This is a genomic window from Nonomuraea sp. NPDC002799, from assembly GCF_053592075.1.
In genome coordinates this window covers 56,342-82,329 of sequence record NZ_JBSFVA010000020.1, presented here as the reverse complement: position 1 = coordinate 82,329, position 25,988 = coordinate 56,342, and the positions used below count along the sequence as shown (strand labels likewise).

At 68.3% G+C, this 25,988-nt stretch carries 30 protein-coding genes and 1 pseudogene; 16 read left to right on the top strand and 15 right to left on the bottom strand.

Going from position 1 to position 25,988, the window contains the following annotated elements; all coding sequences use genetic code 11:
* The first annotated feature begins 981 nt into the window (after positions 1-981).
* Positions 982-1,356: a hypothetical protein gene (locus tag ACWD0F_RS31370; protein ID WP_449881954.1), complete on the top strand. Its 375-nt coding sequence runs from the start codon at positions 982-984 to the stop codon at positions 1,354-1,356.
* Between the two features lie 180 nt (positions 1,357-1,536).
* Here ACWD0F_RS31370 and ACWD0F_RS31365 read toward each other — a convergent pair.
* The 4 genes and pseudogenes from ACWD0F_RS31365 to ACWD0F_RS31350 form a co-directional block, all read right to left on the bottom strand.
* Positions 1,537-1,677 (bottom strand): annotated as a pseudogene (locus ACWD0F_RS31365) (hypothetical protein); the annotation flags it as partial.
* A gap of 127 nt (positions 1,678-1,804) precedes the next feature.
* Entirely contained in the window at positions 1,805-2,302 is a 498-nt protein-coding gene (locus tag ACWD0F_RS31360) for a tyrosine-type recombinase/integrase (protein WP_449881689.1), read from the bottom strand.
* A 157-nt stretch (positions 2,303-2,459) separates the two neighbouring features.
* On the bottom strand, positions 2,460-2,873 hold the full coding sequence (locus ACWD0F_RS31355) for a DUF4279 domain-containing protein (protein ID WP_449881686.1): 414 nt from the start codon (positions 2,871-2,873) through the stop codon (positions 2,460-2,462).
* 299 nt (positions 2,874-3,172) lie between these two features.
* A complete protein-coding gene (locus ACWD0F_RS31350; protein ID WP_449881683.1) occupies positions 3,173-3,493 on the bottom strand; it encodes an ArsR/SmtB family transcription factor in 321 nt (106 codons plus the stop codon).
* 57 nt (positions 3,494-3,550) lie between these two features.
* On the opposite strand from ACWD0F_RS31350, the gene ACWD0F_RS31345 reads away from it, so the two are divergent.
* Together ACWD0F_RS31345 and ACWD0F_RS31340 are read left to right on the top strand one after the other, a co-directional pair.
* Positions 3,551-3,877 (top strand): putative quinol monooxygenase, encoded by a 327-nt coding sequence (locus tag ACWD0F_RS31345; RefSeq protein WP_125644822.1) that lies wholly within the window; start codon positions 3,551-3,553, stop codon positions 3,875-3,877.
* A 132-nt stretch (positions 3,878-4,009) separates the two neighbouring features.
* A complete protein-coding gene (locus tag ACWD0F_RS31340; RefSeq protein ID WP_449881680.1) occupies positions 4,010-4,597 on the top strand; it encodes a hypothetical protein in 588 nt (195 codons plus the stop codon).
* Between the two features lie 446 nt (positions 4,598-5,043).
* Here ACWD0F_RS31340 and ACWD0F_RS31335 read toward each other — a convergent pair whose 3' ends face one another.
* From ACWD0F_RS31335 to ACWD0F_RS31325, 3 genes are all read right to left on the bottom strand, one after another.
* The gene (locus ACWD0F_RS31335) at positions 5,044-6,120 is read right to left on the bottom strand and encodes a hypothetical protein (RefSeq protein WP_449881678.1); all 1,077 of its coding nucleotides are present in this window, start codon (positions 6,118-6,120) and stop codon (positions 5,044-5,046) included.
* Between the two features lie 211 nt (positions 6,121-6,331).
* Positions 6,332-6,913 carry a dihydrofolate reductase family protein gene (locus tag ACWD0F_RS31330; protein ID WP_449881676.1) on the bottom strand — a complete coding sequence of 194 codons (582 nt, stop codon included), beginning with the start codon at positions 6,911-6,913 and terminating at the stop codon, positions 6,332-6,334.
* 68 nt (positions 6,914-6,981) lie between these two features.
* Positions 6,982-7,821: a helix-turn-helix domain-containing protein gene (locus ACWD0F_RS31325; protein ID WP_449881674.1), complete on the bottom strand. Its 840-nt coding sequence runs from the start codon at positions 7,819-7,821 to the stop codon at positions 6,982-6,984.
* 820 nt (positions 7,822-8,641) lie between these two features.
* Between ACWD0F_RS31325 and ACWD0F_RS31320 the strand changes: the two genes are divergently transcribed.
* Positions 8,642-9,181, top strand: coding sequence for a 2'-5' RNA ligase family protein (locus tag ACWD0F_RS31320; RefSeq protein WP_449881671.1), 540 nt, complete (start codon positions 8,642-8,644; stop codon positions 9,179-9,181).
* A 1,203-nt stretch (positions 9,182-10,384) separates the two neighbouring features.
* A complete protein-coding gene (locus tag ACWD0F_RS31315) occupies positions 10,385-11,098 on the top strand; it encodes a hypothetical protein (RefSeq protein WP_449881669.1) in 714 nt (237 codons plus the stop codon).
* Positions 11,099-11,305: 207 nt separating this feature from the next.
* Here ACWD0F_RS31315 and ACWD0F_RS31310 read toward each other — a convergent pair whose 3' ends face one another.
* Entirely contained in the window at positions 11,306-12,232 is a 927-nt protein-coding gene (locus tag ACWD0F_RS31310) for a hypothetical protein (RefSeq protein ID WP_449881667.1), read from the bottom strand.
* The gene (locus tag ACWD0F_RS31305) at positions 12,229-12,546 is read right to left on the bottom strand and encodes a PadR family transcriptional regulator (protein ID WP_449881665.1); all 318 of its coding nucleotides are present in this window, start codon (positions 12,544-12,546) and stop codon (positions 12,229-12,231) included. Before ACWD0F_RS31305 ends, ACWD0F_RS31310 begins: the two co-directional genes overlap by 4 nt.
* Positions 12,547-12,633: 87 nt before the next feature.
* Between ACWD0F_RS31305 and ACWD0F_RS31300 the strand changes: the two genes are divergently transcribed.
* From ACWD0F_RS31300 to ACWD0F_RS31275, 6 genes are all read left to right on the top strand, one after another.
* A complete protein-coding gene (locus ACWD0F_RS31300; protein ID WP_449881662.1) occupies positions 12,634-13,011 on the top strand; it encodes a TraR/DksA family transcriptional regulator in 378 nt (125 codons plus the stop codon).
* Positions 13,012-13,120: 109 nt separating this feature from the next.
* The gene (locus ACWD0F_RS31295; RefSeq protein ID WP_449881659.1) at positions 13,121-14,032 is read left to right on the top strand and encodes an ABC transporter ATP-binding protein; all 912 of its coding nucleotides are present in this window, start codon (positions 13,121-13,123) and stop codon (positions 14,030-14,032) included.
* A gap of 12 nt (positions 14,033-14,044) precedes the next feature.
* Positions 14,045-14,749 carry an ABC transporter permease gene (locus ACWD0F_RS31290; RefSeq protein WP_449881657.1) on the top strand — a complete coding sequence of 235 codons (705 nt, stop codon included), beginning with the start codon at positions 14,045-14,047 and terminating at the stop codon, positions 14,747-14,749.
* A 3-nt stretch (positions 14,750-14,752) separates the two neighbouring features.
* Positions 14,753-15,925 carry a sensor histidine kinase gene (locus ACWD0F_RS31285; RefSeq protein ID WP_449881655.1) on the top strand — a complete coding sequence of 391 codons (1,173 nt, stop codon included), beginning with the start codon at positions 14,753-14,755 and terminating at the stop codon, positions 15,923-15,925.
* Between the two features lie 86 nt (positions 15,926-16,011).
* Positions 16,012-16,653, top strand: a complete 642-nt coding sequence (locus tag ACWD0F_RS31280) for a response regulator (protein WP_449881653.1) — start codon at positions 16,012-16,014, stop codon at positions 16,651-16,653.
* Positions 16,654-16,689: 36 nt separating this feature from the next.
* Positions 16,690-17,286, top strand: coding sequence for a hypothetical protein (locus tag ACWD0F_RS31275; protein WP_449881651.1), 597 nt, complete (start codon positions 16,690-16,692; stop codon positions 17,284-17,286).
* A gap of 6 nt (positions 17,287-17,292) precedes the next feature.
* Here the strand turns inward: ACWD0F_RS31275 and ACWD0F_RS31270 are convergent, their stop codons facing one another.
* From ACWD0F_RS31270 to ACWD0F_RS31245, 6 genes are all read right to left on the bottom strand, one after another.
* On the bottom strand, positions 17,293-17,682 hold the full coding sequence (locus tag ACWD0F_RS31270; RefSeq protein WP_449881945.1) for a VOC family protein: 390 nt from the start codon (positions 17,680-17,682) through the stop codon (positions 17,293-17,295).
* Between the two features lie 46 nt (positions 17,683-17,728).
* Complete coding sequence (locus ACWD0F_RS31265; RefSeq protein ID WP_449881648.1) at positions 17,729-17,920, bottom strand: hypothetical protein; 192 nt, start codon at positions 17,918-17,920, stop codon at positions 17,729-17,731.
* Between the two features lie 131 nt (positions 17,921-18,051).
* Positions 18,052-18,411, bottom strand: coding sequence for a hypothetical protein (locus ACWD0F_RS31260; RefSeq protein WP_449881646.1), 360 nt, complete (start codon positions 18,409-18,411; stop codon positions 18,052-18,054).
* A 304-nt stretch (positions 18,412-18,715) separates the two neighbouring features.
* Entirely contained in the window at positions 18,716-19,690 is a 975-nt protein-coding gene (locus tag ACWD0F_RS31255) for a DUF418 domain-containing protein (RefSeq protein ID WP_449881644.1), read from the bottom strand.
* Positions 19,691-19,988: 298 nt separating this feature from the next.
* A complete protein-coding gene (locus ACWD0F_RS31250) occupies positions 19,989-20,354 on the bottom strand; it encodes a ClpX C4-type zinc finger protein (RefSeq protein WP_449881642.1) in 366 nt (121 codons plus the stop codon).
* Between the two features lie 17 nt (positions 20,355-20,371).
* Positions 20,372-20,728 (bottom strand): hypothetical protein, encoded by a 357-nt coding sequence (locus ACWD0F_RS31245; protein WP_449881639.1) that lies wholly within the window; start codon positions 20,726-20,728, stop codon positions 20,372-20,374.
* A 334-nt stretch (positions 20,729-21,062) separates the two neighbouring features.
* Here ACWD0F_RS31245 and ACWD0F_RS31240 point away from each other — a divergent pair, with 334 nt between their 5' ends.
* From ACWD0F_RS31240 to ACWD0F_RS31220, 5 genes are all read left to right on the top strand, one after another.
* Positions 21,063-22,877: a glycosyltransferase family 2 protein gene (locus ACWD0F_RS31240; protein ID WP_449881636.1), complete on the top strand. Its 1,815-nt coding sequence runs from the start codon at positions 21,063-21,065 to the stop codon at positions 22,875-22,877.
* Positions 22,878-22,948: 71 nt separating this feature from the next.
* Positions 22,949-23,953 carry an energy-coupling factor ABC transporter permease gene (locus ACWD0F_RS31235; RefSeq protein ID WP_449881633.1) on the top strand — a complete coding sequence of 335 codons (1,005 nt, stop codon included), beginning with the start codon at positions 22,949-22,951 and terminating at the stop codon, positions 23,951-23,953.
* 3 nt (positions 23,954-23,956) lie between these two features.
* A complete protein-coding gene (gene cbiQ / locus ACWD0F_RS31230) occupies positions 23,957-24,712 on the top strand; it encodes a cobalt ECF transporter T component CbiQ (RefSeq protein WP_449881630.1) in 756 nt (251 codons plus the stop codon).
* Positions 24,706-25,443, top strand: a complete 738-nt coding sequence (locus ACWD0F_RS31225) for an energy-coupling factor ABC transporter ATP-binding protein (protein ID WP_449881628.1) — start codon at positions 24,706-24,708, stop codon at positions 25,441-25,443. Before cbiQ ends, ACWD0F_RS31225 begins: the two co-directional genes overlap by 7 nt.
* A 185-nt stretch (positions 25,444-25,628) precedes the next feature.
* The gene (locus ACWD0F_RS31220; protein WP_043624827.1) at positions 25,629-25,967 is read left to right on the top strand and encodes an STAS domain-containing protein; all 339 of its coding nucleotides are present in this window, start codon (positions 25,629-25,631) and stop codon (positions 25,965-25,967) included.
* Positions 25,968-25,988: the final 21 nt, after the last annotated feature.

Sequence of the window (25,988 nt, the reverse complement as noted above, 5' to 3'; positions counted from 1 at the left end):
AGCACACCCGCCGATGGCGAGCGTCTTGGGGGCCAGACGAAGCCGCGTACTTGAATTTCCCCTGCTGAATAAAGAGCTCGTTCGATCAAAAGTCGATGCACTCAGAGTGGGTGGGGTAAGTGTGTACGAAGACTCAGTCGCTTGCGGCCGTCCCCTGGGTGCGGCTGGAGCGCCAACTTCCGGGACCGCGGCTACGGAGAATCCTGTACCCACGAAAACTGTGCGGAGGTTTATGTTTAGCATCCTCCTTCCATTAAGTCAGAAATTCAGGCAATCGATCCTCGCATCAAATGTCGATGTCTTCGCCAAGGACCAATGTCACATAAAATACCCTATTTATACCGCCAGTATGATCACGAGTCAACGCCCTCTTGTTCGGTCGCTACTTGGCCGTAGTCCTCACCCATATGACCGCCCCGACTGCCGGAAGTGCGGCTACAGCGCCGATCTCGCGAGGCGACGAGGCCGCATACGCCGGGCGTCGGCGTGGCGGTGTGGGAGGCGGTTCCCCGGCCTGCCCGCGTTCTTGCCAGGCTGCTGTTCGGCGTCGACGTCGTCGACGCCGAACGGCCAGTTCGGCGACCACTTCAGGCGATCCCTGCTCGGCCGCGACGTGTAGCGGCTTTTCAAAGATGCGCACGCCGGAGTTGGGATCAGCGCCCGCGGCGAGCCGGTCGCGGATCAGGTCGAGGTCTGTCCACCCGTCATGGCCAGGGCCGACATTTTGGTCGGCACCTTGCGAGGCACCGGAGAATTGGGCAGTCCAAATGGACCCTGCCTCGGAAGCGTTCCGCGACCCAGATGTCGTGATCCTGCTAACAACGGCCTTGGACGATCGTAGGTGGACTAACCCCCACGGTGATGCGCGAGCTGGGTTATCGAAGAGTCGTGGACGGCTAGGATAATTCCGAACTGGCTTGTAACAGAAGGTTTGGGGTTCGATTCCCCGCGTCGGCTCGCAGTTTCGATGGAGGAGTCCCAGTGGCAGAGACTCGGATGCTCACGTTTGCCGCGTGGCGTGACGGTCATTGCTTGGGTCTCGAAGAGTTGCTCAGGTCTCTCGGGCCCCTGATCGACAGCTACGAGTGGCGATTGGCGATCGACTGGCTGATTCCCGAGATCGAGATACCTGAGGATGTGTGGCTGTCGACGGACCAGGTTCTTCAGTTGTTCGATTCTCACCCACAGCTTGTGGATGGAGAGGCGGAGGGGCGCAGGGCCGGTTCATCGACACCTGATGTAGTTCGCCTGCGAGCTTTCGACAGCACCTCGTGGGATGTTCAGATGGCGAGACCGGACGTTGCGAGGAGGATCGGTGAGCTCTTCCCTGATGCGGTTGAATTCGAGAAATGGTGAGGGCACTCCAGGTGAGCCCATGGAGTGCCTTCTAGGCAGTTCTAGCCAGGAATGAACTTTTCGAGGGTCGAGGCCGGCGTTGAGAAGATCGAGCGCTCTGCGTGTTTCCGGCGATGGGATCTGGGTGTAGACGTTCATGGTGACGCTGATCTGTGAATGCCGGAGGATCCGCATCGCCACGCGCGGGTGCACGTCGAGGGCGGCCAGGAGTGAGGCGCAGGTGTGCCGGGTGTCGTGGAAGCGGATGCGTGGGACATCGGCGTTCTTGCAGTGGGAGTCGAGGCGCGGTTTAGGTTCCTCGGTTCGATGGGCGTGCCGCACTTCGTGGTAAAGACCAGGTCCGACTTCTTCCACTTGGCGTCAGCCAGACCGAGGACCTCACCACGGCGCAGGCCGAGGAAGAGGACGAGCACGTACGCCGCGTAGAGCGGATCGTCCTGGACCTGCTTCAGGAACCGGCGAGCCTCATCGACGCTCCAGACGGCCTGCTGTCGTCGGCGAAGACGTCAGCGGCGAAGACGTGAAGCGGAGTGCCCTGGGCGAGCATCAGCGACGCGCCGGAGTGGCGAAGCTCGTGCGGGTGCCAGTGGCCGAGACCCGCTTTCTTGGCCGGCCGGGAGAACAAGTGCGAGAACGTGTCCGGGTCGGACGGGTTGCCGAATGCCGTTGGGAACATCAGGCCGTGCTCCGTCCAGTCTTCGCCGGCCTTGAGGTGTTCCTGGTTGTGGGCGGCCTTATGGCGCTTGATCGCCTCGATCAGTTCGAGAGTCAGGCAGAGGACGCGCCGTGACCGCCTGGTCTTGAGTTCGCTGATCACGATGCGGGTCTTGGCGGTGGCGTTCGGGTGGCGGTTCTTGTGGCGCTTGACGGAGCGGGTGACTCGGAGAGTACGAGCGTCCGAATCGAAGGCGGTTCCGTCGGAGATGTGGCCGGGCAGGTGGAGCAATCAGCGATCAAGCGGCGGCGCGGCGCGCCGCCGAAGCCTCGGCCCTCCGGACAACGTGGCTGATCACCGTATAGACGGTGGGCGGCGATGAGTTCAGCGCTCAGTTCGTGCATCCGAGGCCCCGCCCGTTACCGTGCGAGCGTCTCCATCGCCAGCCCTACGACAAGTCGTACTCGTCGATCCATAGATCGGCTCCAGCTCTGTGAAGAAAACCGATGGCTTCTTCGTCAAGAACGAGCCCTCTCGGGCTGAAGCCCTCTCCCGGTTCAAACGAACGAAGCATGACCAACGTGGCCACTGCGCCACCAGCGGTCAGCTCTCCGATTCGATCCCAAGCGCCGGCCAACTGATTCTTCACGGCTTGCACCTGCTCATTGAATGAGGTGGTCTCCGCAAGGCCGGAGTCGAGCATCCATTCGTGTCGTGGCGGTACCAGGCGCCCGCTCTTCCTGCCGCGTCGTGACTCCTTCGCCTCAGATCGAGTCGGCTCGACGCCCACGTACTGGGTGATCTGACCAGGATCCAGTTCATCGGACTGAATCATAAAGTAGACCTGCTGCTCGACGATCACGTGGACACGGTAGTGGTTCAGGGGTTGGCGGGCGCTTGCATGACTTGGAAGGGCAATCGCGTCCAAATCCACCGACCTTTCTGCGAGCCACTTCTGGAGCCACCCGAGCGGACGATCATGAACTGCGGGGACGGAGGCGAACAGTGAGGATGCCGCCGGCTCGACGCCGTCGCCGCCGAGCTGAACTCCAGACCTCGCAAGACGCTCGGCTGGGAGACTCCTGCACAGCGCCTTACCGAGCTCATGACGGCCTGCCTCTGACCTGTGGGAGCAGCAGGACGGCCAGTGCTCCCGGTGGGCTAATCAGCCGCAGTGTTCCCGGTTCTGCCCGTCGCGCTGCCGGATTCCAGCTCCTCGGACAGGAGCTGCAACAGGCCGGGCAGATGACGCTCGATGTCCTGCCTGGGCAGTGAGACGGCGCTGCCGTTGCCGTGGTCACGCTGCATGATCAGCCCCGCCTCGCGCAGCACCCGGAAGTGATGCGTGCGCGCGGCCTTCTTCACCGGCAGGTCGAACGAGCCGCACGCACGCTCCCGGTCTTCGGGATCGGCCGCGAGTTCGGCCACTACCTGGCGGCGGGAGTCGTCGGCCAGCGCGCGGAACACCTTGCCCAGATCCATGGCTCACTCCTAGGTACGATTTGCATCATACCTGGCTGATGGCTAGCGTTAGCAGGTATGAAAATTGTCGTACCTGAAGGAGGCGGGGCGGTTGGTATCTACGGCTTCGCCCGGCCGAAGCCCGAGCGCGCCGATGAGCTGGAGCGGCTGCTGCTGTCATTCGTGGAGCCGACCAGGGCCGAGCCTGGCTCGATGCAGTACCAGGTCCACCGCGACGTGGCTGATCCCAGCACGTTCGTGTTCTACGAACTGTGGCGGTCGGCCGACGACCTGCGCGCGCATCTCGCGCGTCCCGAACTCGCACACTTCCAGCAGCACCGCATGGACTACCTACGAGAAGACCTGGAGATCCACTGGCTGACACCCCTCAGCGTGACCCCCTGACCCCCATTGTCAGCGTATCCACGCCGACACGTTGGACAGAGTGACCGACCTTGGCCAGGCGCCCACCACATGCGTCGGTTCCCGGAGAATCTCGCCGTCGTCCGCATCGCATGAGCGCCTGCGGGCTCTGAGGTGTACCGCTACTACCAGCGCCTTCTCAAGGGTCACTGGCTCGAGAACGGTGTCTGCTGGACCATTGTCGTTCCCGATGGTGAAAAGCGGCTCTCGCTCACCGAGGTTGGCGAACGGTTGAGTGATGGTGCGGATCAGGTGGTCCAGGAGGTGGCGCGCGCCGAAGACGCCTACCCGGGCGAGGCCGCCTGGGCGGTGCTGGTGGGTCAGTCCGGCTCGGTGACCGAGCTGTTCGAGTACGGCTTCCGTGGCGCCTGTCCTCCGGTGCTTCCGCGGCTCAGCGTCGGCGCCCGTGCCTACAGCATCTACTGGAACGTGAACGGCAACAACTGCGTGGCCTTCGCTGCCGACGGAGAGATGCTGCTCGCGGTCGATGCCATGTATCCGGAGAGGTGGGTGCACGAGCCGAATCTCGCCCATTGGCCAGAGCTGACGGCCATGGCGCCACATTTCAGGTGGAGGAGGGGCAAGAGCTGGCGCGCGGCAGCGCTCGCGACGGTCGAGCTCACGACGGGGGCCAGATTGAGCCCGGAGTGGCTTGGGCAGGAGCGGCCGTATCTCACGTGTCAGGACGCCGTGGTGGACTGAACCCAGCCAGGTCTGAGTAGCCCCGGGCAAGCTGTCCTGGCCTACAAGGCGCCTCTCGGGTCCGGTGGAGCACTTCCACGCTGTTGGCCGCCCGCTCGTGACCTGCTTCGGCGAGACGTAAGCCATGGACAGGCAGGCTTGCCGGAGGTCGTGCGGGCACCGGGCCAGGGGCGAAGCTAGCTTCCTCATGTCCCAATCAGGACTATCGCATCTGTGGCGGTGATTCTGCCCGAGGTGCGATCTTCGAGAGCAGTGATAGCTCTCAATACTGAGATGCAGAGATTCGCCCGTGATCGTGCCCCATGTATGCCCAGAAGAGCGTCCCTCTCTTTCGCGTGCTGGTGTTTCCACAGGTCAGAGGTCTGGGGTAAGCCTGGAGAAGACTCCTCTTAAAACAGAAGGTCAGGGGTTCGATTCCGGTGTCCTTCGCACCCAAGATCGGTAGATCAGGTACACGCGGTCCCCTTCGCGGCGGACGGGTCTGGCAGCGCGAATACGGTGTGACGATCGCCAGGTTCCTTCCAGTACATGAGGATCCCGGAGGCGTCCCCTCCGTCGAGGATCACGTTCGGGTACCTGAGGGCCCGCGTGTCCTGAACCTCCGGTTCCGAAGCCTCTGGAAGTTCGGGGGCGTCGAGCAGTCCGGTCTTGCCCGTGCAGCGGTCGTAGATCACCACAGCGTCCCCCAGGACGCCCATCGCAGAGCCCGGGTCGATCGTCGACTGGTCGCGGGCCGCTTCTGGCGCGTCGAACACCCCGTAGCGCTCGCCGGAGAAGAGCCCGTCGCGCATGATCCGCCCGGGGACGCGCCGCCGGTCCGAGCCGTTCAGCCGCTGCACCACCACTTCGAGGTTCTCAAACTCGGCATCCTCGCTAGCGCTGACGCACCACTCGGGGCCGCAGCGGACATCGTGGCCGTAGCCCACCTGCGTGTCGCGCTTCTCGCCGGTGACCAGGTTGACGACGCCGTCCTTCCCCTGATGGCCCCAGGGCCACCGGCTGATGTAGTCCAGCCCTTGATGGCGGCTCGCTCTGGGCTCTCCGCCGGACAGCGGCACCTCATAGCTGGTCCCATCGTGCTCCCACCACACGACCTCCCTACCCTCCACGACCATTCCCGCGACTGGCGAGGGCTCGGAGAAGCCGGCGGTGACGAGCCTCGCGGTGCCGCCTGACCGTGGGATCGACCACAAGGCCCCGGGCAGCGTGTTTCCCTGCATCAAGACGATCTCGCCGTCCCCGATGACGGCGCTCAGCACATCGCCGAAGAGCTCCTTCCCCGGCGCCCTGGCCAGTACCCGATGCCGCCTGGTCCTGTGGTTGTAGGCCAGCATCGCCGTACGGCTTCGCAGCAGGACCTCGCGGGCGTCGAGCAGGGCGACGGGCGTCACGGCACCGAAGCCCTTGATCTTCTGCGGGACCTCGAAGAAGGCCCTCGGCCACAGCTGCCTGGCAGGCTCAGGAATGGGCGGGGGGCCGGCCCGCGAACAGCCGCATAAGACGCCCACCAGGGCGATGATCACGGCCGGCGATCGACGGGATCGCACATGTCCTCCCCCTGACCGGTAGGTGAAAGGCATCTATTTGATCAGCTGGGCCGGATGAGGGAAAGATCGACGGCCAGGGCTGTGGTGATGATGTCGCGGACCAGGACGAAGGCTGAGGTGCCACGAGGATTCCGCGATCGTCAGCCTGCCGGCAGCGCGAGCTTCTTCGCGTACCCGCTCAGACCGGTCATCGGCGCACCCGATAGCGCAGGTGGAGCACCCGGTCGCCCTGGATCGCCACGTCAGGATCCTCCAACAGGTGTTGTGCGTCGACCGGCCCGAAGTAGCGCTTGCCGGACCCGAACACCACGGGCACGACGTCCATGGCGACCTCGTCGACGAGCCCCGCGGCCAGCATCTGGCCGCCGACGTCGCCGGCGGCGACCTCGACCGTGCGGTCGCCCGCAAGCTCCTGGGCCTTGGCCATGGCGGCCTCGACGCCTTCGACGAAGTGGAACGGCGCCTCGGGGTGCCAGCCTTCGGGCATCGGCCGGTGCGACACGACGACCATGTGGTCGATCCCGGCCGGTGGCGTGCCGCCCCAGCCGTCCGTCAGGTCGAAGACATGGCGGCCGACGATCGTCACTCCGATCTGGTCCCAGTACGGCCGGGTGTAGTCGTAGGACGCCTGCGACACCTTCGCCTCCCCGGTCTCGTCCAACGGGACGTCACCGCTGGACATCCAGTCGAACAGCGGTCCGACCTGGTCGTTCTTGTCCGCGACGAAGCCGTCCACCGACACCGTGCCGTACATGACCACTTTGCCCATGGGGCTGTCTCCTCTGCTCGGGCTGCGCCCATACTGGCGTGCCGGGAGCCCCCGGCTCTTGTAAGAAATCAATCGGCCGGCAGCGGCCCGACGTCGAGTGCGTGGCCGGGATGTTCGCGCAGGAACCGCCGCCGGACGTCGACGTACCGGGTCGGTGTAAGCCCCGTGAACATCCGGATCTCGTGCCCGAGGTGGGCCTGGTCGAAGTAGCCGGCGCGACCGGCGAGGCCGGCCCAGTCGACCGGTCCGGCGGGGTCGATCGCGAGCACGGTGGCGGCGAAGCGGTAGGTGCGGGCGAGCCGCTTCGGCGTGACGCCGATGAGCTCCTTGAACCGCTGCGCCAGATGGGTGCTGCTGACGCCGGCCGCCGCGCTCAGGTCGCCGATCGCCACCGCTCCCGTGGCCGCCGCGATGACGCTGCTCGTGTGGCGTACCAGGTCCAGGCCGGCGGTCTCGCGGAGCCGTCGCATCAGCTCGTCCTCGAGCAGCGTCAGCATCTCGTACGCCCCGGCCGCCGTGGCCAGCCGGTCTCGCAGCTCAGCAACGGTGGGGCGGCCCCAGACCTGCTCCACCGTCACCGGCCGGTCGCACAACTCGGCTGCGGGCATCGACAGGAACGACGCCGGCCCCCACGGCTTGAAGTGCACGCCGACTGACCGGGTCCCCGGTGGGTAGCCGAACTCGATGGCGCGGGTGGGCGTGGTGACCATGCAGCCGTCGGCGTACTCGGCTGTCTCGATGTCGGTGCCGGCGCGGATGTGGAACGGTGGCCCGAGGTTGAGAATGAGCACTGCCGACGGCATCGGCGGCAGCATCAGCCGGGGGTAGGGTGGCGCGCCCTCCAGGTAGTAGAGGTCGTCGATCAGCTCGTCCAGCGGCGGTCGCGGCACTCTGGACACGTACTTCACGCGTCACAGCATCGCCGATGCACGGGCGGGCCGCCAGATCGTCGTAAGTCGTCAGCCGCGATGGCTTGCAGCCGGTCATCCTGCGCTTCCGGCAGGGGACGCGAGCGTTCGCGGCCCGGTCGTGGTCGCCCGCAGCGGTCGTGGTTGCGTGAGCTTGGAAGGGCGAGCAGGATTCATGGCGAGGTCGGAGATCATGAACACCGTAGGACGCCCGGGGCCGAGCCAGGCAAGGGACGCCGGTAGGAAGAGGATCCGTATATCGGTGTGGCTGTGCGCGCCGTGTGAGGTAGACGCGCCGGTTTTCCCCTCTGGTGACCGTGATGGCCTGTGTCAATGGACGGGTGCGTGTTGCACGGCCACGGACAGCCTGAGCTGTGAGGAGTTGCCAGCCGCGTTGGCCGAGCAGTACGCGGTGACCGCGGTGCTGTTGGTCGAGATCGACCAGGTGAAGCGGCGATGGAGATTGACTCCTCCAACTCGTCTTTGCCGCCGGGGTCTGGCGGTGTGGGCCAAGCGAGCCAAGAAGTGGTGTGGGCCAAGCGAGCCAAGAAGTCGAGGAAGCCTTCGCCCCGGTCGCGGGGCCAAGCAGATCGGGGCATGAGGGTCATGACCTGAAGTGGCGAGCCGAACCGGACCAGGCCACCATCGTGGCTTTGCAGGCAGGTCGCCGCCAATGTGCGAATGATGAGGCAGGGCGACGCCCCGGGAGTGGAGGTGCTCACCGGGGCGGTGTACGACGGCGAGAATGGGATCGCGGTATGCGAGGTGTCCGCAGCGTAAAGAGGTGTAACTTCGCCTCGAAGCTTGAGATCATCCGACCATGTCAGACGACACTGCAGGACGGTACCGAGCAGGTGAGACTGCACTGCTGGTCGTGGTGCGAGAAGCTGAGCCAGTGGTCGGGCGCTGGCGGCAGCTTTTCGACTCCTCTACCTCGGCTGGGGTTCCCGCGCACGTGACGGTGCTCGTGCCGTTCCTGGACATCGGCCGCGTCGACGCTACGGTGATCGACGAACTGGGGGCACTGATCGGCGAGCACGGGCCGTTCACTGTGCGGTTCGACCAGTGCCGGCGGTTCTCTGACGTGCTCTACCTCGCGCCGACAGCCGATCAGCCGTTTCGCGCCCTGACCGAGGCCGTCGCGGCACGGTGGCCCGAAGCGCCGCCCTACGGTGGACAGTTCACGGAGATCATCCCGCACCTGACTGTCGCTTGCAGTCAGCAGGCGCATGTGCTCGACGAGGTGGAAGCCGAACTGACCGCACGACTGCCCGTCTCTGCCGGCGTCGCGTCGGTCAGCCTCTTCGTCAGCGACGGCGACCGCTGGCGCCCACACACCGAGTTCCCGTTGCTCGGATGACCCATCGCACGGTGCGAATGGGCGCAGCCCCGTGGATGGTTCTCATCGGTCCGGCCGCAGCAGGAAAGAGCACACTTGGGAGCGGGCTGGCCTCAGCGACAGGAAGGAGTTTCGTCGACGTTGACGCACTCGGTGAGAGCTATTACGCCGAGGTGGGATGGAGCATGGACAAGCTGCGTGACCGGATTCGGGCCGTAGGCAGAGTCGCGGCCGAAGATGAGTGGGAGCCCGCGCGCGCTCAGGCCGTGGGACGTCTTGTGGCCGACTACCCCGGCGCGATCGTTTCCCTTGGGGCCGGCCACAGCCACTACGTGCAGGCCGAATTGTTCCAGCAGGATGGCGTGCCAGACAGGACGGGCAACGTGGAACCGGTGGGCGCCCAGGTTGGCAAGAGGGACGGCGGTCAAGTGTGGGCATGGGCGTCGCAGAACCCGTCGCGTCGTTGCCGTTGTCGGGCTAGGGCCTTGCTCTAGTACGGGCTGGCGCACCGGTCCGGTTCATACGCATACCTGGGCGAACTACTCGGGTCTGATAGCGATGCTGCTGCCACACACTGAGGCCATGGGATACCCTCCACAGCCTCATCCGCAAGAACCATGGGGTCCGCAGGGACAGCCGGAGTCCGGTCAGCCGTCCGGTCAAGGGGCCCCGCCGCCGGGGTACGGGCCGCAGGGGCCTCGGCATGGCCGGGATCAGGGGCCTGGCCCTCTGCCCAGGCAAGGGGGGCCGCCACCTGGCTTCGGCCGGCGGCCCGGTGAGGACTCAGGCCCGTACGGCCCGCCCGGGGCGACGCATCATCCGCCCGAGGAGCCGCGTCATCTGGCCGGGGAGTCGCGTCATCGGTCCGGGGCGCCACATGGTGCGCACGCTTCGCAGGGCCCGCAGGCCCCTTATGGTGCGCAGGATCCGTACAGCGCGCAGCCTCCGTACGAGGCTCAGGTCCCGTACAACGCTCAGGGTCCGTACGAGGCTCAGGGTCCGTACGAGGCTCAGAGTCCCTACGGGGATCACGGTTCATACAACGCTTACGGTTCGTACGACCCGCGAAACTCGTACGACGTCCGAGATCCGTACGACTCCCAGCCCCGGTACGACGCGCAGTCGCCCTACGACCTGCGGAGTCAGTACGACCAGGGCGGCACCTACGGCACGCTGCCCGCACAGTACGGCCAGCCTCCCAGGCGGGGCAATGTTCTGCTGATCGTGCTGGCCGTCGGCCTGGGGGTGCTTCTTCTGGGCGGTGGCACGGTGGGAACGGTCACGTACCTCAGTGCCTCCGATCCCGAGACGCCCGCCGCTCTGCCGAGCGCCCCGCCGACGTTCCCGCCGACGGCGCCGCCGCAGTTCGAGCTCCCGTCGCCGTCGGCCGAGCCGTCGGACGAGGTGGCCGAGCCGGACGCCGAGCCCACGGACACCCCGCCGACCTCGTCGCGCGCGGTTCCGGGGTCGCCGATCAGCGACAACGAGTTCGATGACTGGCGGTTCGAGCTGGGCGACGTCAAGTTCGACGCCAACAAGGCCGGCGGCTGGACGTACGACACGTGTGACCCGGTCGACGGCCAGGGTGTGATGGCCAAGAACAACTGCGAGCGCGCGCTCCAGATCGCCTACTCGGCGTATCGAGGGCACCTCAAGGCGGTGCAGGTGCTGTTGTCGTTCCCGACGGAGAAGGCCGCCAAGGCCACCGCCACCCGGCTGACGAAGCTGAGCTCGAACGCGGTGAACGTCCGCAGCGACATGACCCTCCCCAACTTCACGTACGGGAAGTTCTTCACGGGCGCCTTCAAGAAGTACGTGGTCATCACGATCGTCACCGCGGACAAGACGGCCAGGTCCAAGGCGGCGAAGTTCCACCTCTATCTGCAGGCGGACACCGCGGGCTACCTTCTGCTGCGCGACCGGACCCTCACCAGCTGACCGCGACGGGGAAGCGGGGAGATCGGGGAAGCGGGGAAGCGGGGAAGGGCGGGCCGTTGCGGCCCGCTATGCAGGCAAGTGACACGTAGCCATCTCGGAACCCGTGATGGGCGGGGTGGCTACGCGTCGCAGCGCGCTGAGCGGTCGACGCGGAGGGCCAGGCGCCGTCGCGAGGTGCTACGCATGCGGCGGGTGCCGCTCGCGTGGTCAGGCGGAGTTCTTGGGTGATCGGCCGCGCCGCTCGACCTCCACGTTCCAATGTTCACGCAGCCACTCCACCCCCGCGTAGAAGGCGACCACGCTCGGGATCGTGAAGAACGCCGATCCCCACCCCTGCTTCACCTGCACGTTGACGGCGGCGAAGGCCATCAGGGGGCCGAGGGTTCCCCACGTTCGCCGGTCGGAGGCGAGCATCCAGCAGGCCAGCCGATGGAGCCGGTGCAACCGCGGCCGGTGCGGTGCCCGCAGGGCCGCCCGAAGTTGCCAGACCCGCCGGATCTGCTGGAACGAGTACATCACCTGGAGCGACTCGGAGGCGTTCGCCTCCGCGAGGGCCTGCAACTCGGCACGGAATTCGTCGGAGAACCGGCTGCGGTGCCCGGCCGGGAGCAGCCGTAACTCCATGGAGAGCAGCCGTTCGCCGACGCGTGACACGGTCATGCGCGGCCGGCGGTGCGGCTGCTCGACGGCGGTTTCGCGGAGCGTCCATCGGTGACGGAGGTCTTCGGCGATGGTGTTGCTCACCGTGAAGGCCGCCGACAGCGCCGCGCGGAAGTTGTCCTTGAGCCAGTAGTAGCTGTGTACGGAGGCGCAGATGAAGTCGAGGTCACGGGCGAGGTCGCGAGCCAGGTTGTAGGTGTGGTCGAGGTGGTCGTCGTCGGCCAGGTCGCCGGCAAGGTCCCGGGCGAGGTTGATGGCGTCGTCGATGTCGCAGGCCAACTGGTAGTCCCCAGTACGGCTGCGGGCACGGTCGCCGACGGAGCGGATGTAATCGAGGTTCCAGGCGAGCCTGGAGTCGAGGTCCCGGACTCGGTCGAGGTCCCGGACGAGGACCCGGGCGAGGTCGCGTACGTGATCGAGGTCGTGGGCGCCGGGCCGTGCGGGCTCGGGCGCGCCGGGCGGCCGGCCGGTCACGATGGCCCCCCGGCCGGCTTGGCGCGGAGCCCGAGCAGGCCCGTCATCCGGCTGTGGGCCTGGGCGAGGGCGTCGCGGGCGAGTTCGGCTCCGTGCGTGGTCAGCCGGTAGTAGCGGCGGCGTGGTCGTCCCGCCTCGTGCGGATCGACGTCCTCGGGGTGGGACTCCAGCCAGCCGATGCCCTCGAACCTGACGAGGATCGGGTGGATGGTGCCCGGAGCGAGTCCGGCGGCGCGGCAGATCTCCAGCCCGTACATCTCGCGCGTGGGGTCCTCAAGGAGGGCACGGAGGACGAGCTGGGTGGGGAGAGTCATACGAGGCGTCTTACCCATGGCTGAACTCTAACTAGGGACAGGCGGGTGTGGCTAGGAATGACCTGGTTGGGCAGGTAATAAACCGTGATGACCGAACGTGTCAGGCTCTCCGCGTCCGAGCAGGAGACCATGCGTGAGCTGCTCGACGAGGACCGGCAGCAGACCACGATCCGCGTCGCCATGCTGGGCCGCGACCGGGACCAGCTCGTCGAAGCGTCGGCCCAGACGGTCTCCGACGACGAGCACGACCCCGAGGGCACGTCCACCGCCTTCGAACGGGCCCACGTCCAGTCGCTGCTCGACCAGGCCATGGGGCATCTCACCGAGCTGGACCTCGCCTTCGAACGGCTGCGCGACGGCACCTACGGGATCTGCGCCCGCTGCGGCCGGCCCATCGCCATCGAGCGCCTGATGGTCCGGCCGGCCACCAAGACCTGTGTGAACTGCGCCTCGTCCCGCCGTTGACCGGGCCGCGCATCAACCGATCGGTGGATTGCCCGGTCATCCGCATCCGAGGCCGATCCTGGCCGGCAGGCCGATTCGCCGCGGAGGCCGGCAGAAGAGGCTTGGAGGCATGGCAGTCATCGAGGTCACAGACCTCCGCAAGAGGTACGCGGACCTGACGGTTCTGGACAGCGTGTCGTTCTCCGTGGCGGAGGGCGAGATCTTCGGCATCCTCGGGCCCAACGGCGCCGGCAAGACCACCACCGTCGAGTGCGTGGAGGGGCTGCGCAAGCCCGACAGCGGGTCGATCAAGGTGCTCGGGCTTGACCCCGTCCAGGACGGGCGCGCGCTGCGCGAGCAGATCGGGGTGCAGCTCCAGCACACGCAGTTGCCGGAGAACATCAAGGTCTGGGAGGCCCTCGACCTGTACGCCTCCTTCTACGCCGACCCGCGTGACTGGCGCGGGCTGCTCGGCGAGTGGGGGCTGGCGGACAAGCGCGATGTGCGCTTCGGGAAGTTGTCGGGAGGGCAGAAGCAGCGGCTGTTCATCGCGCTGGCGCTGGTGGGCAGGCCACGGGTGGCCTTTCTCGACGAGCTGACGGCCGGGCTCGACCCGCAGGCTCGCCGGACGACCTGGGAATTGATCAAGCAGGTACGCGCGAGCGGCGTGACCGTGGTCCTGGTCAGCCACTTCATGGACGAGGTGGAGGAGCTCTGCGACCGGGTCGCCGTGTTCGACCGGGGCACGGTCGTCGCGATCGACAGTCCGGCCGGGCTGATCGACGGGGTCGACGCCGAGCACCAGATGAGGTTCACGCTCATGGGCGGGGATCTGGTCGAGCTGGACGGGCTGCCCGGCGTGACCGGGGTGAGCAGGAACGGAAACCACGTCGTCGTCACCGGACGGGGCGACTTCCCCACGGTCGTCACCGCCCGGCTCGCCCGGGAGCACATCCTCGTCAGCGATCTGCGCATCGACAAGCGCACGCTCGACGACGCGTTCCTCGCCCTCACCGGCCGCTCGTTCACCTCTCACCACTGACGGAGACCCGCCATGACCGCTCTTGCCAAACTCGCCTCCGTCGAGCTCAAGCTGCTCGTCAGGGAGCCGGGGTCGATGTTCTCGATCCTCATCCCGCTGTTCATCCTGGTGGTCTTCGGCAGCTCCATCGGGCCGGGCGACACCGTGTTGCTGCCGATGGCGCTGGCCATCGCCGTGGGGCTCGTGGGGTTGTACATGGTGCCGACCACCATGGCGACCTACCGGGAGCGGGGCATTCTGCGCCGGCTCTCGACCACTCCGGTACGCCCCATGAGCATGCTGGTGGTGCAACTGGCGCTGCAGTTCGTTCTCGCGCTGGCCGCCTGCGCCCTGCTGGTGGTCGTGGCGGGCACGGTGCTGGGTGCCCGCCTGCCCGCCCAGGTGCCGCTGATCGTGGTGACCTTCCTGCTCGGCACGGGGGCGTTGTTCGCCATCGGGCTGCTCATCGCGGCCGTCGCCACGAACGGGCGCACCGCCAACGGCATCGGCGTCCTGCTGTTCTTCCCGATGTCCTACCTCGCCGGACTCATGCAGCCCCGGGATCAGATGCCGGTTATCCTGGCCAACGTCGGCGAATACACCCCTTTGGGCGCTTTCCGGCAGAGTCTGCAGGACGTCTGGGCGGGTGGTGCGGCCGACCCCGTGCTGCTGGGGGTGATGGCGGCGTACGCGCTGGTCCTCAGCCTCGTGGCGGCCAGGTTCTTCCGCTGGGAGTGAGAGATGACTGGGCGGCTCGATCGCTGGGAGAAGCTCCTTGAGCGCCAGATGGCGGTGACGCCGTACGTGCTGCTGGCGATCTCCACGGTGCTCTCCCTGCTCACGGACGGCCCGTCGTGGCTGACGCTCGGGCTGGCCGCGCTCGTGGCCGCCTGGATCCGGGTGATGTCGCGCAGCGCGTGGAAGATCCTCTACGTCAGCGGCCTGGTGATCCTCATCGGCGTGCTCAGCACGCGCGGGGTCTGGTTCGCGAGCTTCTTCGGCTTCTCCGGATACATCTACTCCTGGCAGTACCTCAGGGGATGGTGGCGGTTCGTAGGGGTGGCGGCCACGGCGGCGATCTGTGTCGCCGCCTACAGCGGCGGGCTGCCCGACCCCACCCCGGCCGGGATCCTCACCTACCTGTTCCTCACCGCCGCCATCGTGGCGCTGGTCGGCCTGTTCAGCTTCGTCGGCGAGATCACGGCCGAGCGCAGCGCCGAGCGCGAGCGGATGGTGACGCGACTGGAAGAGACGATGCGGGAGAACTCGGGTCTGCATGCGCAACTGCTGGTCCAGGCGCGGGAGGCGGGGGTGTTCGACGAGCGTCAGCGGATGGCGGCGGAGATCCACGACACGCTCGCCCAGGGCCTGACCGGCATCATCACCCAGCTCCAGGCGTCGCAGCAGGCCGAGGACTGGCGACGGCACGTGGACAACGCGGTGCGACTGGCGCGGGAGAGCCTCGCCGAGGCACGGCGCTCGGTGCACGCCGTCGGGCCCGGCCAGCTGGCGGCGGCGCCGCTGCCCGAGGCGCTGCGGGACCTCGTGGAGCGGTGGGGGAAGCTCAACGGGGTACGTGCTGATTGCACCACGACTGGTACGGTCCGTCCCATGCATCCGGAGGTGGAGGAGACCCTGCTCCGGACGGCCCAGGAGGCCCTCGCCAACGCGGCCAAGCATGCCGGCGCGACCCGGGTCGGGCTCACCCTGTCGTACATGGAGGACGTGGTCACTCTGGACGTGCGCGACGACGGCGGCGGCTTCGACCCCGAACGGGTCCGTGACGGCGGCGGCTTCGGCTTGACGTCCATGCGCAACCGGGTCAGCCGCCTGGCGGGCACCCTGGAGATCGAGTCCGAGCCCGGTGGCGGCACCGCCGTCTCCGCGAGCCTGCCGGCGGTGCCTCGTGACTGAGACGCCGATCAAGCTCCGCGAGCCTGCCGGCGGTGCCACGTGACGGAGACGCCGATCAAGCTCCGCGAGCCTGCCGGCGGTGCCACGTGACGGAGACGCCGATCAAGCTGCTGATCGCCGACGACCATCCCGTCGTCCGCGACGGCATCCGCGGCATGTTCACCGGCGACCCGGGCTTCGAGGTGCTCGCCGAGGCGGGGGACGGCGCGCAGGCCGTCGAGCTCGCGCGGGCGCTGCGCCCCGACGTCATCCTCATGGACCTCCGCATGCCGAGGATGGACGGCGTCACGGCGATCAAGGAGCTCGTCCGGCTGGGCGTCGCGGCCCGCGTGCTCGTCCTGACCACGTACGACACCGACAAGGACGTCCTGCCCGCCATCGAAGCCGGGGCCACCGGCTACCTGCTCAAGGACACCCTGCGCGACGATCTCATCAAGGCCGTGCGCACGGCGGCGCGCGGCGAGGCCGTGTTGTCGCCGTCGGTCGCCACCCGCCTCCTCGGGCAGGTGCGCGCGCCCGCCGATCCGCTGAGCGCGCGGGAGCTGGAGGTGCTGCGCCTCATCGCCGAGGGCGCCACCAACCGGGAGGCGGCCGCGCGCCTGTTCATCAGCGAGGCCACGGTCAAGAGCCATCTGCTGCACATCTACGCCAAACTCGGCGTGAACGACCGCGCGGCGGCCGTCGCCGTGGCGTTCCGGCGCGGGTTGCTCGGCGGTGAGCAGGACTGAGCCGCACGCGGCGGAGGACGATGGGGGTGGCGCCTGGTGGATGACGTCTACCGGCATTACCGGCGGCTGCTCGACACCAGCTGGCTGGGCGGCGCCATCTGCTGGACGGTGCTGGTGCCCGACGACGGGCGTGCGCCGGATCTCGCGGACATCGGCGAACGGGTGAGCGGCTCGGGCCGCTTCAAGGTGCACGAGACGGCCGCCTTCGAGCGGCAGGAGGACTTCTTCGGCCTCGCCGCCGACGCCGAGTGGGCCCTGCTGGTCGACGATGCGGCGGCACCCGTCACGCTGTTCGAGCACAACGGGTTCCAGTGCGTCTATCCTCCGGTTCTGCCCCGCCTGAGCGAGGACGGCCGGGCCTACAGCGTCTACTGGAACGTCAACGGCACCAACCGCATCGGCTTCGCCGCCGGGGGCGAGATGGTGCTCTCCTTCGACGGCATGGACGTCAGAGACGCGGCGGGGCGGCCGGGATGGGAACGATGGCCGCAGCTGGGCGAGCTGCTGCCGTATTTCGACTGGCGGCACGGGGGGAGCTGGCGGGCCGCGGCCTTGACCGCCATCGAGCTGGCCACGGGGGCGAGGCTGAGCATGGAGTGGCTGACCCGGGCCCGCTCCTGCCTGACCGGCTGAGATGGCTCAGCGCGGGTCGCGGCGCAGGGGATGGTCGGCCGGGACCTCCACCAGGACGATGCGGTGACCGTCCGGATCGGCTATCCACATCTCCAGCAGGCCCCAGGGTTCGAGCTTGGCCTCCCGCGACACCGGGACGCCCTGCCGCCGTAGCCGCTCCTCCGCACGGCCGAGGTCGCGTACCTGCAGCCAGATCGACAACCCCTCCCCGGCCGGCGGCGAGCCGGCTCGCCCCGACACCTCCAGGAAGCCCTGGCCGAGGAAGAACACCACGCCCGGCTGGTCGGCCGGGCCGAACTCCCGGTAGACGGCCAGGCCGAGGGTGTCGGCGTAGAAGCGGCGGCTGCGCTCGGGATCGGTGGGCCTGAGCAGCACGCGGCTGCTCAGCACGTCGATGCCGGGCGCCTGGGGATCCGCCGCACCATCGTTGGCTTGCCCGCTTTTACGAGCCGAGCACACGACTTCGCTCGCTCTCCGCGGGACCGGTGTCGAAGCTGCGGCGCAGGCCCGCGTTCTGCTCGGCCTTCGGGGGTGGCGCCTGGCCGGCTATCGCCTCGATCGCCCCCCTGCGCCGCTCGATGCCCGCGTCGTTCATGCTGATCCGCTGCCTGGTCCGGCTCTTGTCGTCGGTCACGGTGGGGAGTGTATGAGGGTGGCCACCAACGGAGGGCAACGGCAATGTCCGCGATGGGTGTGGTGCCAGCGGGCGCGTACGCGGCGTCCGTCCGGCGAGCCCCCGATGCGGGCCGGGGGCTCGCACCCGTCTCAGGTGCTGTCGCGCTCCTCCGTCAGCCGATCGATCCGGAGGCTCACGTCGATCAGCTCGCAGCGCAGAGCGTCGAACGCCCGCACCATGGCAGCCTGGGCCGCGGCGAAGTGCTCGTCGGCCTGCTGCCGCAGGTGCACCATTTCGGTGCGGACGGCCGCGATGCCCTGGGACAACTCGATGTGCAGGTCCGCCAGGTCGGCTCGTACCTCGGCGCTGGGGATCGACGCCGCGGTGATGTCGCCAGGTCTGCCGAGCAAGGGTGTGTCGCTCTGCGCCTGGCTGTTCGTGTGTCGGCGTCGTGCCCTGAATCCGCCGGGGGTCAGGCTCGCTTCGAGCGCTTCCACACGGAGTTTCAAGTCGCGAATCTCCGCTTCTACGTCCACGTACCCCTACCTTCGCCGTCTACGGAGGGATCCGGCGCCTGCCGGCGGCTGGGCCCCGCTTTGTTATGCGTACATGGTCGCAAGCCTGCCCCGATGCTGCAGAGGGGGCGGCCGGCGTCCGGGTGTGGTTTTTTCCGTCTCGGTGTGGTGGGGATCGACGACGGACGTAGGTCTCCGGTAGATGGGTCCATGACGAGAAAGACGTCTGCGCGAAAGGCCTCGCAGCGAACTTTACCGGCGGGTGCGCGCGAGCGTCCTGAAAACCGGCAACCCCTTGTCAGTGCTCCTGACAGCGGAGCGGCGGGCGGCGGCCCCACGTGGCCCAGCGCCACAACCACTCCAGCGGGCCCTGGCGGAAGCGGCGCGACCAGAGGGTGGAGAAGATCCACTGTGCGGTGAGGATGGCGCCGGCGATCAGGAACACGGCCCCCCACGGCATGTCGTGCCGCAGCCCGAGAAGGTGGGTGCCGGCCAGGACGAGGACCGTGGCGGCCAGGTAGTTGGTCAGCGCCATCTGGCCGAGCGGCGCGAACAGGGCCCGCAGCGGCCGGCGGAGCGGGGTCCTGAGCAGGACGAGCATGGCGCAGACGTACAAGCCGGCGGTCAGCAGCCCGCCCGTGGCGAACGCGTCCGCCTGCACGGCCGGCACCGCCGCCGCCGCGAAGAGCACGCACAACACAGCCGGTACGCGGGCAGAGCCCTCGATCCGGTCGATCACCCCGTACCTGGACAGCGCCGAGCCCAGCAGGAACAGTCCGGGCACCAGGGAGACGCCGCCGCCACCGAAGATGAGCGCGGCCGCGATGAAGGCGACGGCGAGCACGGGCACGAGCCGGCGCGGCAACCAGGTCGAAGGCAGGAGCACCACCAGGCCGACGGCGGCGTAGATGGTCAGGATGTCGCCCTGCCAGAGCGTGAACATGTGGATCAGGCCCACGCCGAGGAGCACGAGCAGGCGGCGGAGCAGGAGCAGGCGCGGGTGCGGGACGCGGTCCCGGGCGGAGGCCAGCAGGAGCGAGAACCCGACGCCGAACAGCAAGGAGAAGATGGGGAAGAAGCGCTGCTCGACGAGCAGGCCCAGCCACAGGTCGGTCAGGCCGGTCGCCGCGTCGGTGACGACGACGCCGCCCCGGTTGGTGATCGGCCGGACGTTCGCCAGGAGGATGCCGCACAGCGCGAAACCGCGTATGACGTCGAGGGCGGCGATGCGGGGGCGGGAACGGGAGGGTGCCGGGGCTGCCTGGTGTCGCATGGGGCCCCATCCTGCGAGGCCGGGACCGGCGGCGGTACGGGCCGAAAGCAGGATTCGCGACGTCAGAGGCGGTACTTTCGGCTGAACATGCGGTCCCCCTGCTCCAGCTCCCCGGTGCGGCCGGGGAGCTGGAGCCCGTTCATTCGGCGGCCAGGCGTTCGGCCTCTTCGTGCAGCGCCACGATGAGGATGAGCTCCAGGTGCAGCTCGTCGAGATCGGACGTCGCGCCGCCAGGTAGGACGCGCATGGTGGGCCTCCCTGGCTATAGGACGCCCCACCCGTCACATTGGTTGACCCCTCAGGTCTCGCTCCGGAAACGTTCCCAGGCGGACTGGCGGGTCATGTTGAGCGAGACGCCGATGCGCTCCCAGCTCACGTCCCTGCCGCGCAGGTGTGCCACCCAGTCGCGCAGGTTGTCGTCCACCTGCGCCTGCACGACGGCGATCTTGGGAAGGTGGTCGAGGATCTGGTCCTCGGTCATGGTCTCCCACGCGGGGAGCCGGGGCTCGGTGGAGGCGGTCAGCCGCTCTCCTTCGAGGATCTCGACGCACAACCCGATGCACTCGTCGCAGATGTGCACGCCGGGGCCGGCGACGAGCTTGGCCACTTCGGTGCCGTTCTTGTGGCAGAAGGAGCAGCGGAACTTCTCTTTCCAGTCAGGCATGGCCTGACAGTAATCCGTCAGGCCGCCCCTGACAACCCCGGGCGGTCCCGCTCAAGGTGCGCCTGCAGGATCTCCTGGCGCTCCTCGGTGATCTTGGCGCAGAGCGTCACGTACCCGTTCAGCACCTTGCAGTAGAGCCCGCGCGCCTCCTCCAGTTGCTCGCGCAGGGTCGCGACGCGATCGGCGTCGCCGCGCTCCTCGGCCTCGGCCAGCAGCGCGCGGGCCTCGTCCACGATCTCTTCGGAGCGCATCCTCGTACGGCGCAGCAGTGCGGAGCACTCATACAGCTCAGCCAGCCGAGCTGAGGAGATGATGAACTCAGCAGAGTGCACGGCCGACCCGTCAGCCGTCAGCCTGCGGAGATCCGATGCCATATCGCGCCACCTCTCGGTCAAGGTTGCCTAACTGTAGACGCGTAACACCCTCTGGGGGATCACGCGCGACGGCCGGGAGTGTCCCCATGCACCTGGCGGGAGAGGTTTCTCTATCCGTGGAGGAAATCCTCGCCCCTGAACCCCGTTCGGTGTCGGTCGAAGATGCTTGTTTGGCCGTGTTCTCGCTGGTTATCGGCTGAATGCGGCATATCTCCGTTGCGGGCAAAAGCCGGGGATGAAGACCTCCGATCGCCCTCCGCGAGCACGCGCGATCGTCACATACTGAAACGAGACGACAGCACAACGTGACCTTGAATGAACGGTGGGAGCGGCGATGCCGGAACCGGGTAACGATGACGACGCGGTGGACGTCAGCGTCGTCATTCCCGTGCACAACTGCCGGGATTATCTGGATCGGTGCCTGACCGCCGCGCTCGTGCAGCGGGTCAAGAAGGAGATCGTGGTCGTCGACGACGGCTCCACGGACGGCAGCGCCGAGCTCCTCGACCTTTACGCCACCTATCACAAGGACAGCGTGAAGGTGATCCACATCGAGCGCAGCGGCGGCGCCGGCCGGCCGCGCAACGTCGGCATCGAGCACGCCACCGGCCGCTACGTCTTCTTCTGCGACGCCGACGACTACCTGGGCCCCGAGGCCCTGGAGCGCATGGTGGCCGTGGCCGACAGGAACGGCTCCGACATCGTGCTCGGCAAGGTCGTGGGGCACGGCAGGCGGGCGCCGGTGTCGATGTTCCAGCAGAGCGCCGAGCGGGTGGAGCTGGGCGACAGCGCCGTCTACAACAGCCTGACCTGCTTCAAGTTGTTCAGGCGCGACCTGCTGACGCGCCACCGCGTCAGGTTCGGCGAGGACGTGCTCGTCGGCGAGGACATCCTGTTCACCGTGCACGCCTACTGCCACGCCAGAGGGATCTCCGTGGTGGCCGACCACGAGTGCTACCACCTCATGGCAAGGCCCGACGGCAGCAGCATCATGCAGCAGGCGGGCAGCAGGGACCCGCTCGCCTGGCTCGCCATGATCCGGCGGCCCATCGGGCTCATGGCCGCGCACGTCGAGCCGGGGCCGCTCCGCGACCACCTGCTGCGCAGGCACTTCAGGCTGGACGTGTTCGCGCAGCTCGGGACGGTGTTCCTGGAGAGCGACGACGTGCGGCGCAAGGACATCGCGCGCGAGGTGGCCGCGATCTGCGACGAGTGGTACACCCCCGGCGTGCACGAGCGGCTCAACACCATCGACAAGCAGCGGGCCGGCGCGCTCGACGACGTCGACCGGCTGGTGCGCCTGGCCCGCATCGAGACCGCCACCGTGCGCCGCCGGCTGACCGGCCTGCGCTGGGACGGCGACCGCCTGATGGTGACGGGCGCCGCCCAGCTCGACGGCATCACCAGGGACGACGGCCTGGCCCTGGTGCTGCGCCCGCGGCTCGATCCGGCCGCCGAGATCGTCGTCCCGGCCGAGCGCACGGGCGGTGAGTTCGTCGCGCGCGTGGACGTGGGCACGCTCGGGTCGGGTATCTGGGACCTGCGGGTGGCGGTCGAGATCGAGGGCGTCGTACGGCTCGGCCGCCTCGGCGCGGACCGCGACAGCGGCATCGCCCGCCCCGCGCCCCGGCTGATCGGCGGCGTCGTGGCTCTGCCGTACTTCACCAGGGACAACGGCAACCTCAGCATCGACGTCGGCGGGCACGTGGTCGCGGTGCCCGGCACCGCCCGCCTGATCAGGACCAGGTGGGCCATCGGGCACCGGCTGCTCGTCGACGGCGAGGTGACCGTCGCCGGCACCGTGCCGGCCGCCTCCTCGATCCGGCAGATCGTCTGGCGCGAGCGGCGCACCGGACGCGAGCGCACCGATCGGGTGGTGGCGCTGCCCGCGGGCGGATTCACCGGCAGGCCGGCGGTGGGCCGGCTCGCGCCGGGCACCTGGGACGCCTACCTGGACCTCGATCTGGGCGGGCCGCCCGCGCGGTTCAGGATCGAGACGGACGCCGAGACGGTCGTGGCGGCCCGTCGCTGGTGGGGTGCGGCCCTGCTCAGGAGCGTGCGGCCGTACGCCACCCCGGGCCGGGGGCGGCTGAGCGCGGTGGTGCGGCGGCTGACGGCCAGGGCGCTGCTCAAAAGGATCGTGCGCTAATTGCCATCTATGTGCAGGTGCAAGACGATGTCCTAAAGTAGGAGCGTTTGTTTCCTATGGGAGGTAGCGCCGTGCACGTACCAGATGGCTTCTTCAACGCTGTGACCTCCATCTCGGCCGGGGCCGTGGCCGCCGCCGGGGTGGGCGTCTGCCTGCGTGGCGCACGGCGTGAGCTCGACGACCGGACTGCGCCCATGGCCGGGCTCGTCGCGGCCTTCATCTTCGCCGTCCAGATGCTGAACTTCCCGGTGGCCGCCGGGACCAGCGGGCACCTGCTGGGCGGCGCGCTGGCGGCGATACTCGTCGGGCCCTATACAGGCGTGCTCTGTATGGCGGTGGTCCTCCTGGTCCAAGGCGTGTTCTTCGCCGACGGGGGGCTGACCGCGCTCGGCGTCAACGTCACGATCATGGGCATCGTCACCGTGATCGTCGGCTGGGGCGTCTTCCGGCTGGTCACCGGGCTGGCCAGGGGGAAGGTCGTGGTGGCCGCGTTCCTGGCCGCGCTGATCTCCGTGCCCGCGGCGGCGCTGGTCTTCACGCTGCTGTTCTGGATCGGGGGCACCGCGCCGATCGAGGTGGGCGCGGTGGCCGCCGCCATGGGCGGCGTGCACGTGCTGATCGGCATCGGCGAGGCGGTCATCACGGCCGTGACCGTCGGCGCGGTGCTCGCCGTGCGGCCCGACCTCGTGTACGGCGCCCGCGGCCTGAGCAAGCCGCTGGTCCTGCGGGACGCCGATGGCGCGGTCACGACCGTGGCGGAGGAGCGGCCGGAGGTGGCCGCCTCCAAGCGGTCGCGCGGTTTCCTGCTCGCGGGGGTCGGCGTCACGGTGGTCCTGGCCGGGGGAGTGTCGTTCGCCGCGTCCTCCTCGCCCGACGGGCTGGAGGCGGTCGCGGAGAACAAGGGCTTCATCGGCCAGGCGGGCGACCACCACTTCGGCGGCTGGGCGCTGGCGGACTACGGGGACGTGGGCGGGATCCCCGTCGGGGTCGCCGGGGTCATCGGGGTCGCGCTCGTGCTGGTCATCGCCGGCGCCCTGGCCTACGCCGCGCGGAGCCGCCGCAAGACCAGGGTCTGAGCCGTGGGCGCTGGGCACCGTCATCAGCTCTACCTGCCGGGCGGCTCGGCCGTGCACCGGCTGCCGCCGCAGTGCAAGCTGCTGGCCGTCCTCTCCTTCGCCATCGTGGTCGTGGCCACGCCCCGGGAGCGCATGTGGGCCTTCGCCGTCTACGCGCTCCTGCTCGGGGCCGTCGCGGTGGCCGCGCGGGTGCCGCTGGGGCACATCCTGCGGCGGATGGTGGTCGAGCTGCCCTTCGTGCTGTTCGCCTTCCTCATCCCGGTCATCGGGCTGGGGGAGCGCGTCACGGTGCTCGGGTTGTCGCTCAGCGAGCCGGGGCTCTGGGCGTCCTGGAACATCCTGGCCAAGGCCACGCTCGGGGTGATCGCCTCGATCCTGCTGGCGGCCACCACGGAGCCGCGGGTCATCCTGCTCGGCGCGCAGCGGCTCAGGCTGCCGAGCCTGCTGGTGCAGATCGCCATGTTCATGTTGCGGTACATGGACGTGATCGTGGATGAGATGCGGCGGATGCGGGTGGCCAGGGAGTCTCGTGGGTTCGAAGCACGAAATTTCCGGCATATTCCGGTGGTGGCCCGGTCGGCCGGGGCGTTGTTCATCCGGTCGTACGAGCGGGGCGAGCGGGTGCATCTGGCGATGCTCAGCCGCGGATATTCTGGGCAGATGCCGATAATTCAGGACTTTTCGGCATCCGCTGGCCAGTGGGGTGCCGCCCTCGCCCTCCCCGCCCTGGCCCTCGCAGTGTGGGGACTGTCGTGGTGAACTCTCTCGAAGTCGCGTCGCTCGCCTACGCCTATCCGGACGGCACGCAGGCGCTCTTCGGCGTGAACCTGTCGATCGCCCGGGGCGAGCGCGTGGCCCTGCTCGGCCCCAACGGCGCCGGCAAGACCACCCTCGTCATGCATCTCAACGGCATCCTCACCGCAGGGCATGGAACTGTCACCGTGGCCGGCACCCCGGTCCGCAAGGACACCCTCAAAGAGGTCAGGCAGCGCGTCGGCCTGGTCTTCCAGGACCCCGACGACCAGCTCTTCATGCCGACGGTCAGGGACGACGTCGCCTTCGGCCCCGCCAACGCCGGCGTCGCGGGCGAGGACCTCGACCGCGTGGTCAAGGAGGCGCTGGAGCGGGTCGGCATGCTGGAGGCCATCGACCGGCCGCCGCACCACCTGTCGTTCGGGCAGCGGCGCCGGGTGGCGGTGGCGACCGTGCTGGCGATGGAGCCGGAGATCCTGGTGCTCGACGAACCCTCGTCCAACCTGGACCCGGCCGCCCGCAGGGAGCTGGCCGAGGTCCTGCGCTCGCTGGACGTGACGGTGCTCATGGTGACGCACGATCTCCCGTACGCGCTGGAGTTGTGCGAGCGGGCGCTCATCCTGTCCGGCGGCGTGATCGCCGCCGACGGTCCCACCCGCGAGCTGCTCGCCGACGCCGGTCTGCTGGCCGAGCATCGCCTGGAGCTTCCGTACGGCTTCGCCATCCCCGTCGTCTGAGCAAGCTGGCCTTCCAGGTGGCAGGACCGGCTCCCGCATGGGTAGGAATCCCGCAGGATGGCATTCGACGGGCGTTTCATACGTTTCTAGGCCCACCTTGTCCCCCTGTATCCGACTTTTCGTAGTTTGTGCATGCCCGGTAGCCGGGGATGTCGAAGTACAGTGGCTCATCGAGGAGGGGCCAAATGAAGCTGCGGCTTGCGCGACACGCCCTAGGTGACGCCGTGGTGGTGGCCGTCGAGGGTGAGCTCGATCTGTTCACCGCACCGTTCCTGCGTGATGAGGTGCGTGACGCCATCAAGCAGGACGGCGCCAGGCTCGTGCTCGATCTGCAGCAACTGTCGTTCATGGACTCCAGCGGCCTGTCGGTGCTGATCGAGGCCTGGCGCCTGGCGACGGGCGAGGGCGGCGGCGTCTCCCTGGCGGCGCCGCAGGCGCCCGTGGCCCGCATCCTGCGCACGACGGGGCTTGACCGGAGAATCAAGGTGTACTCGGATGTGGACACCGCCGTGGGCGAGATTTAGCCACCCCCGAGTAGAACTTCA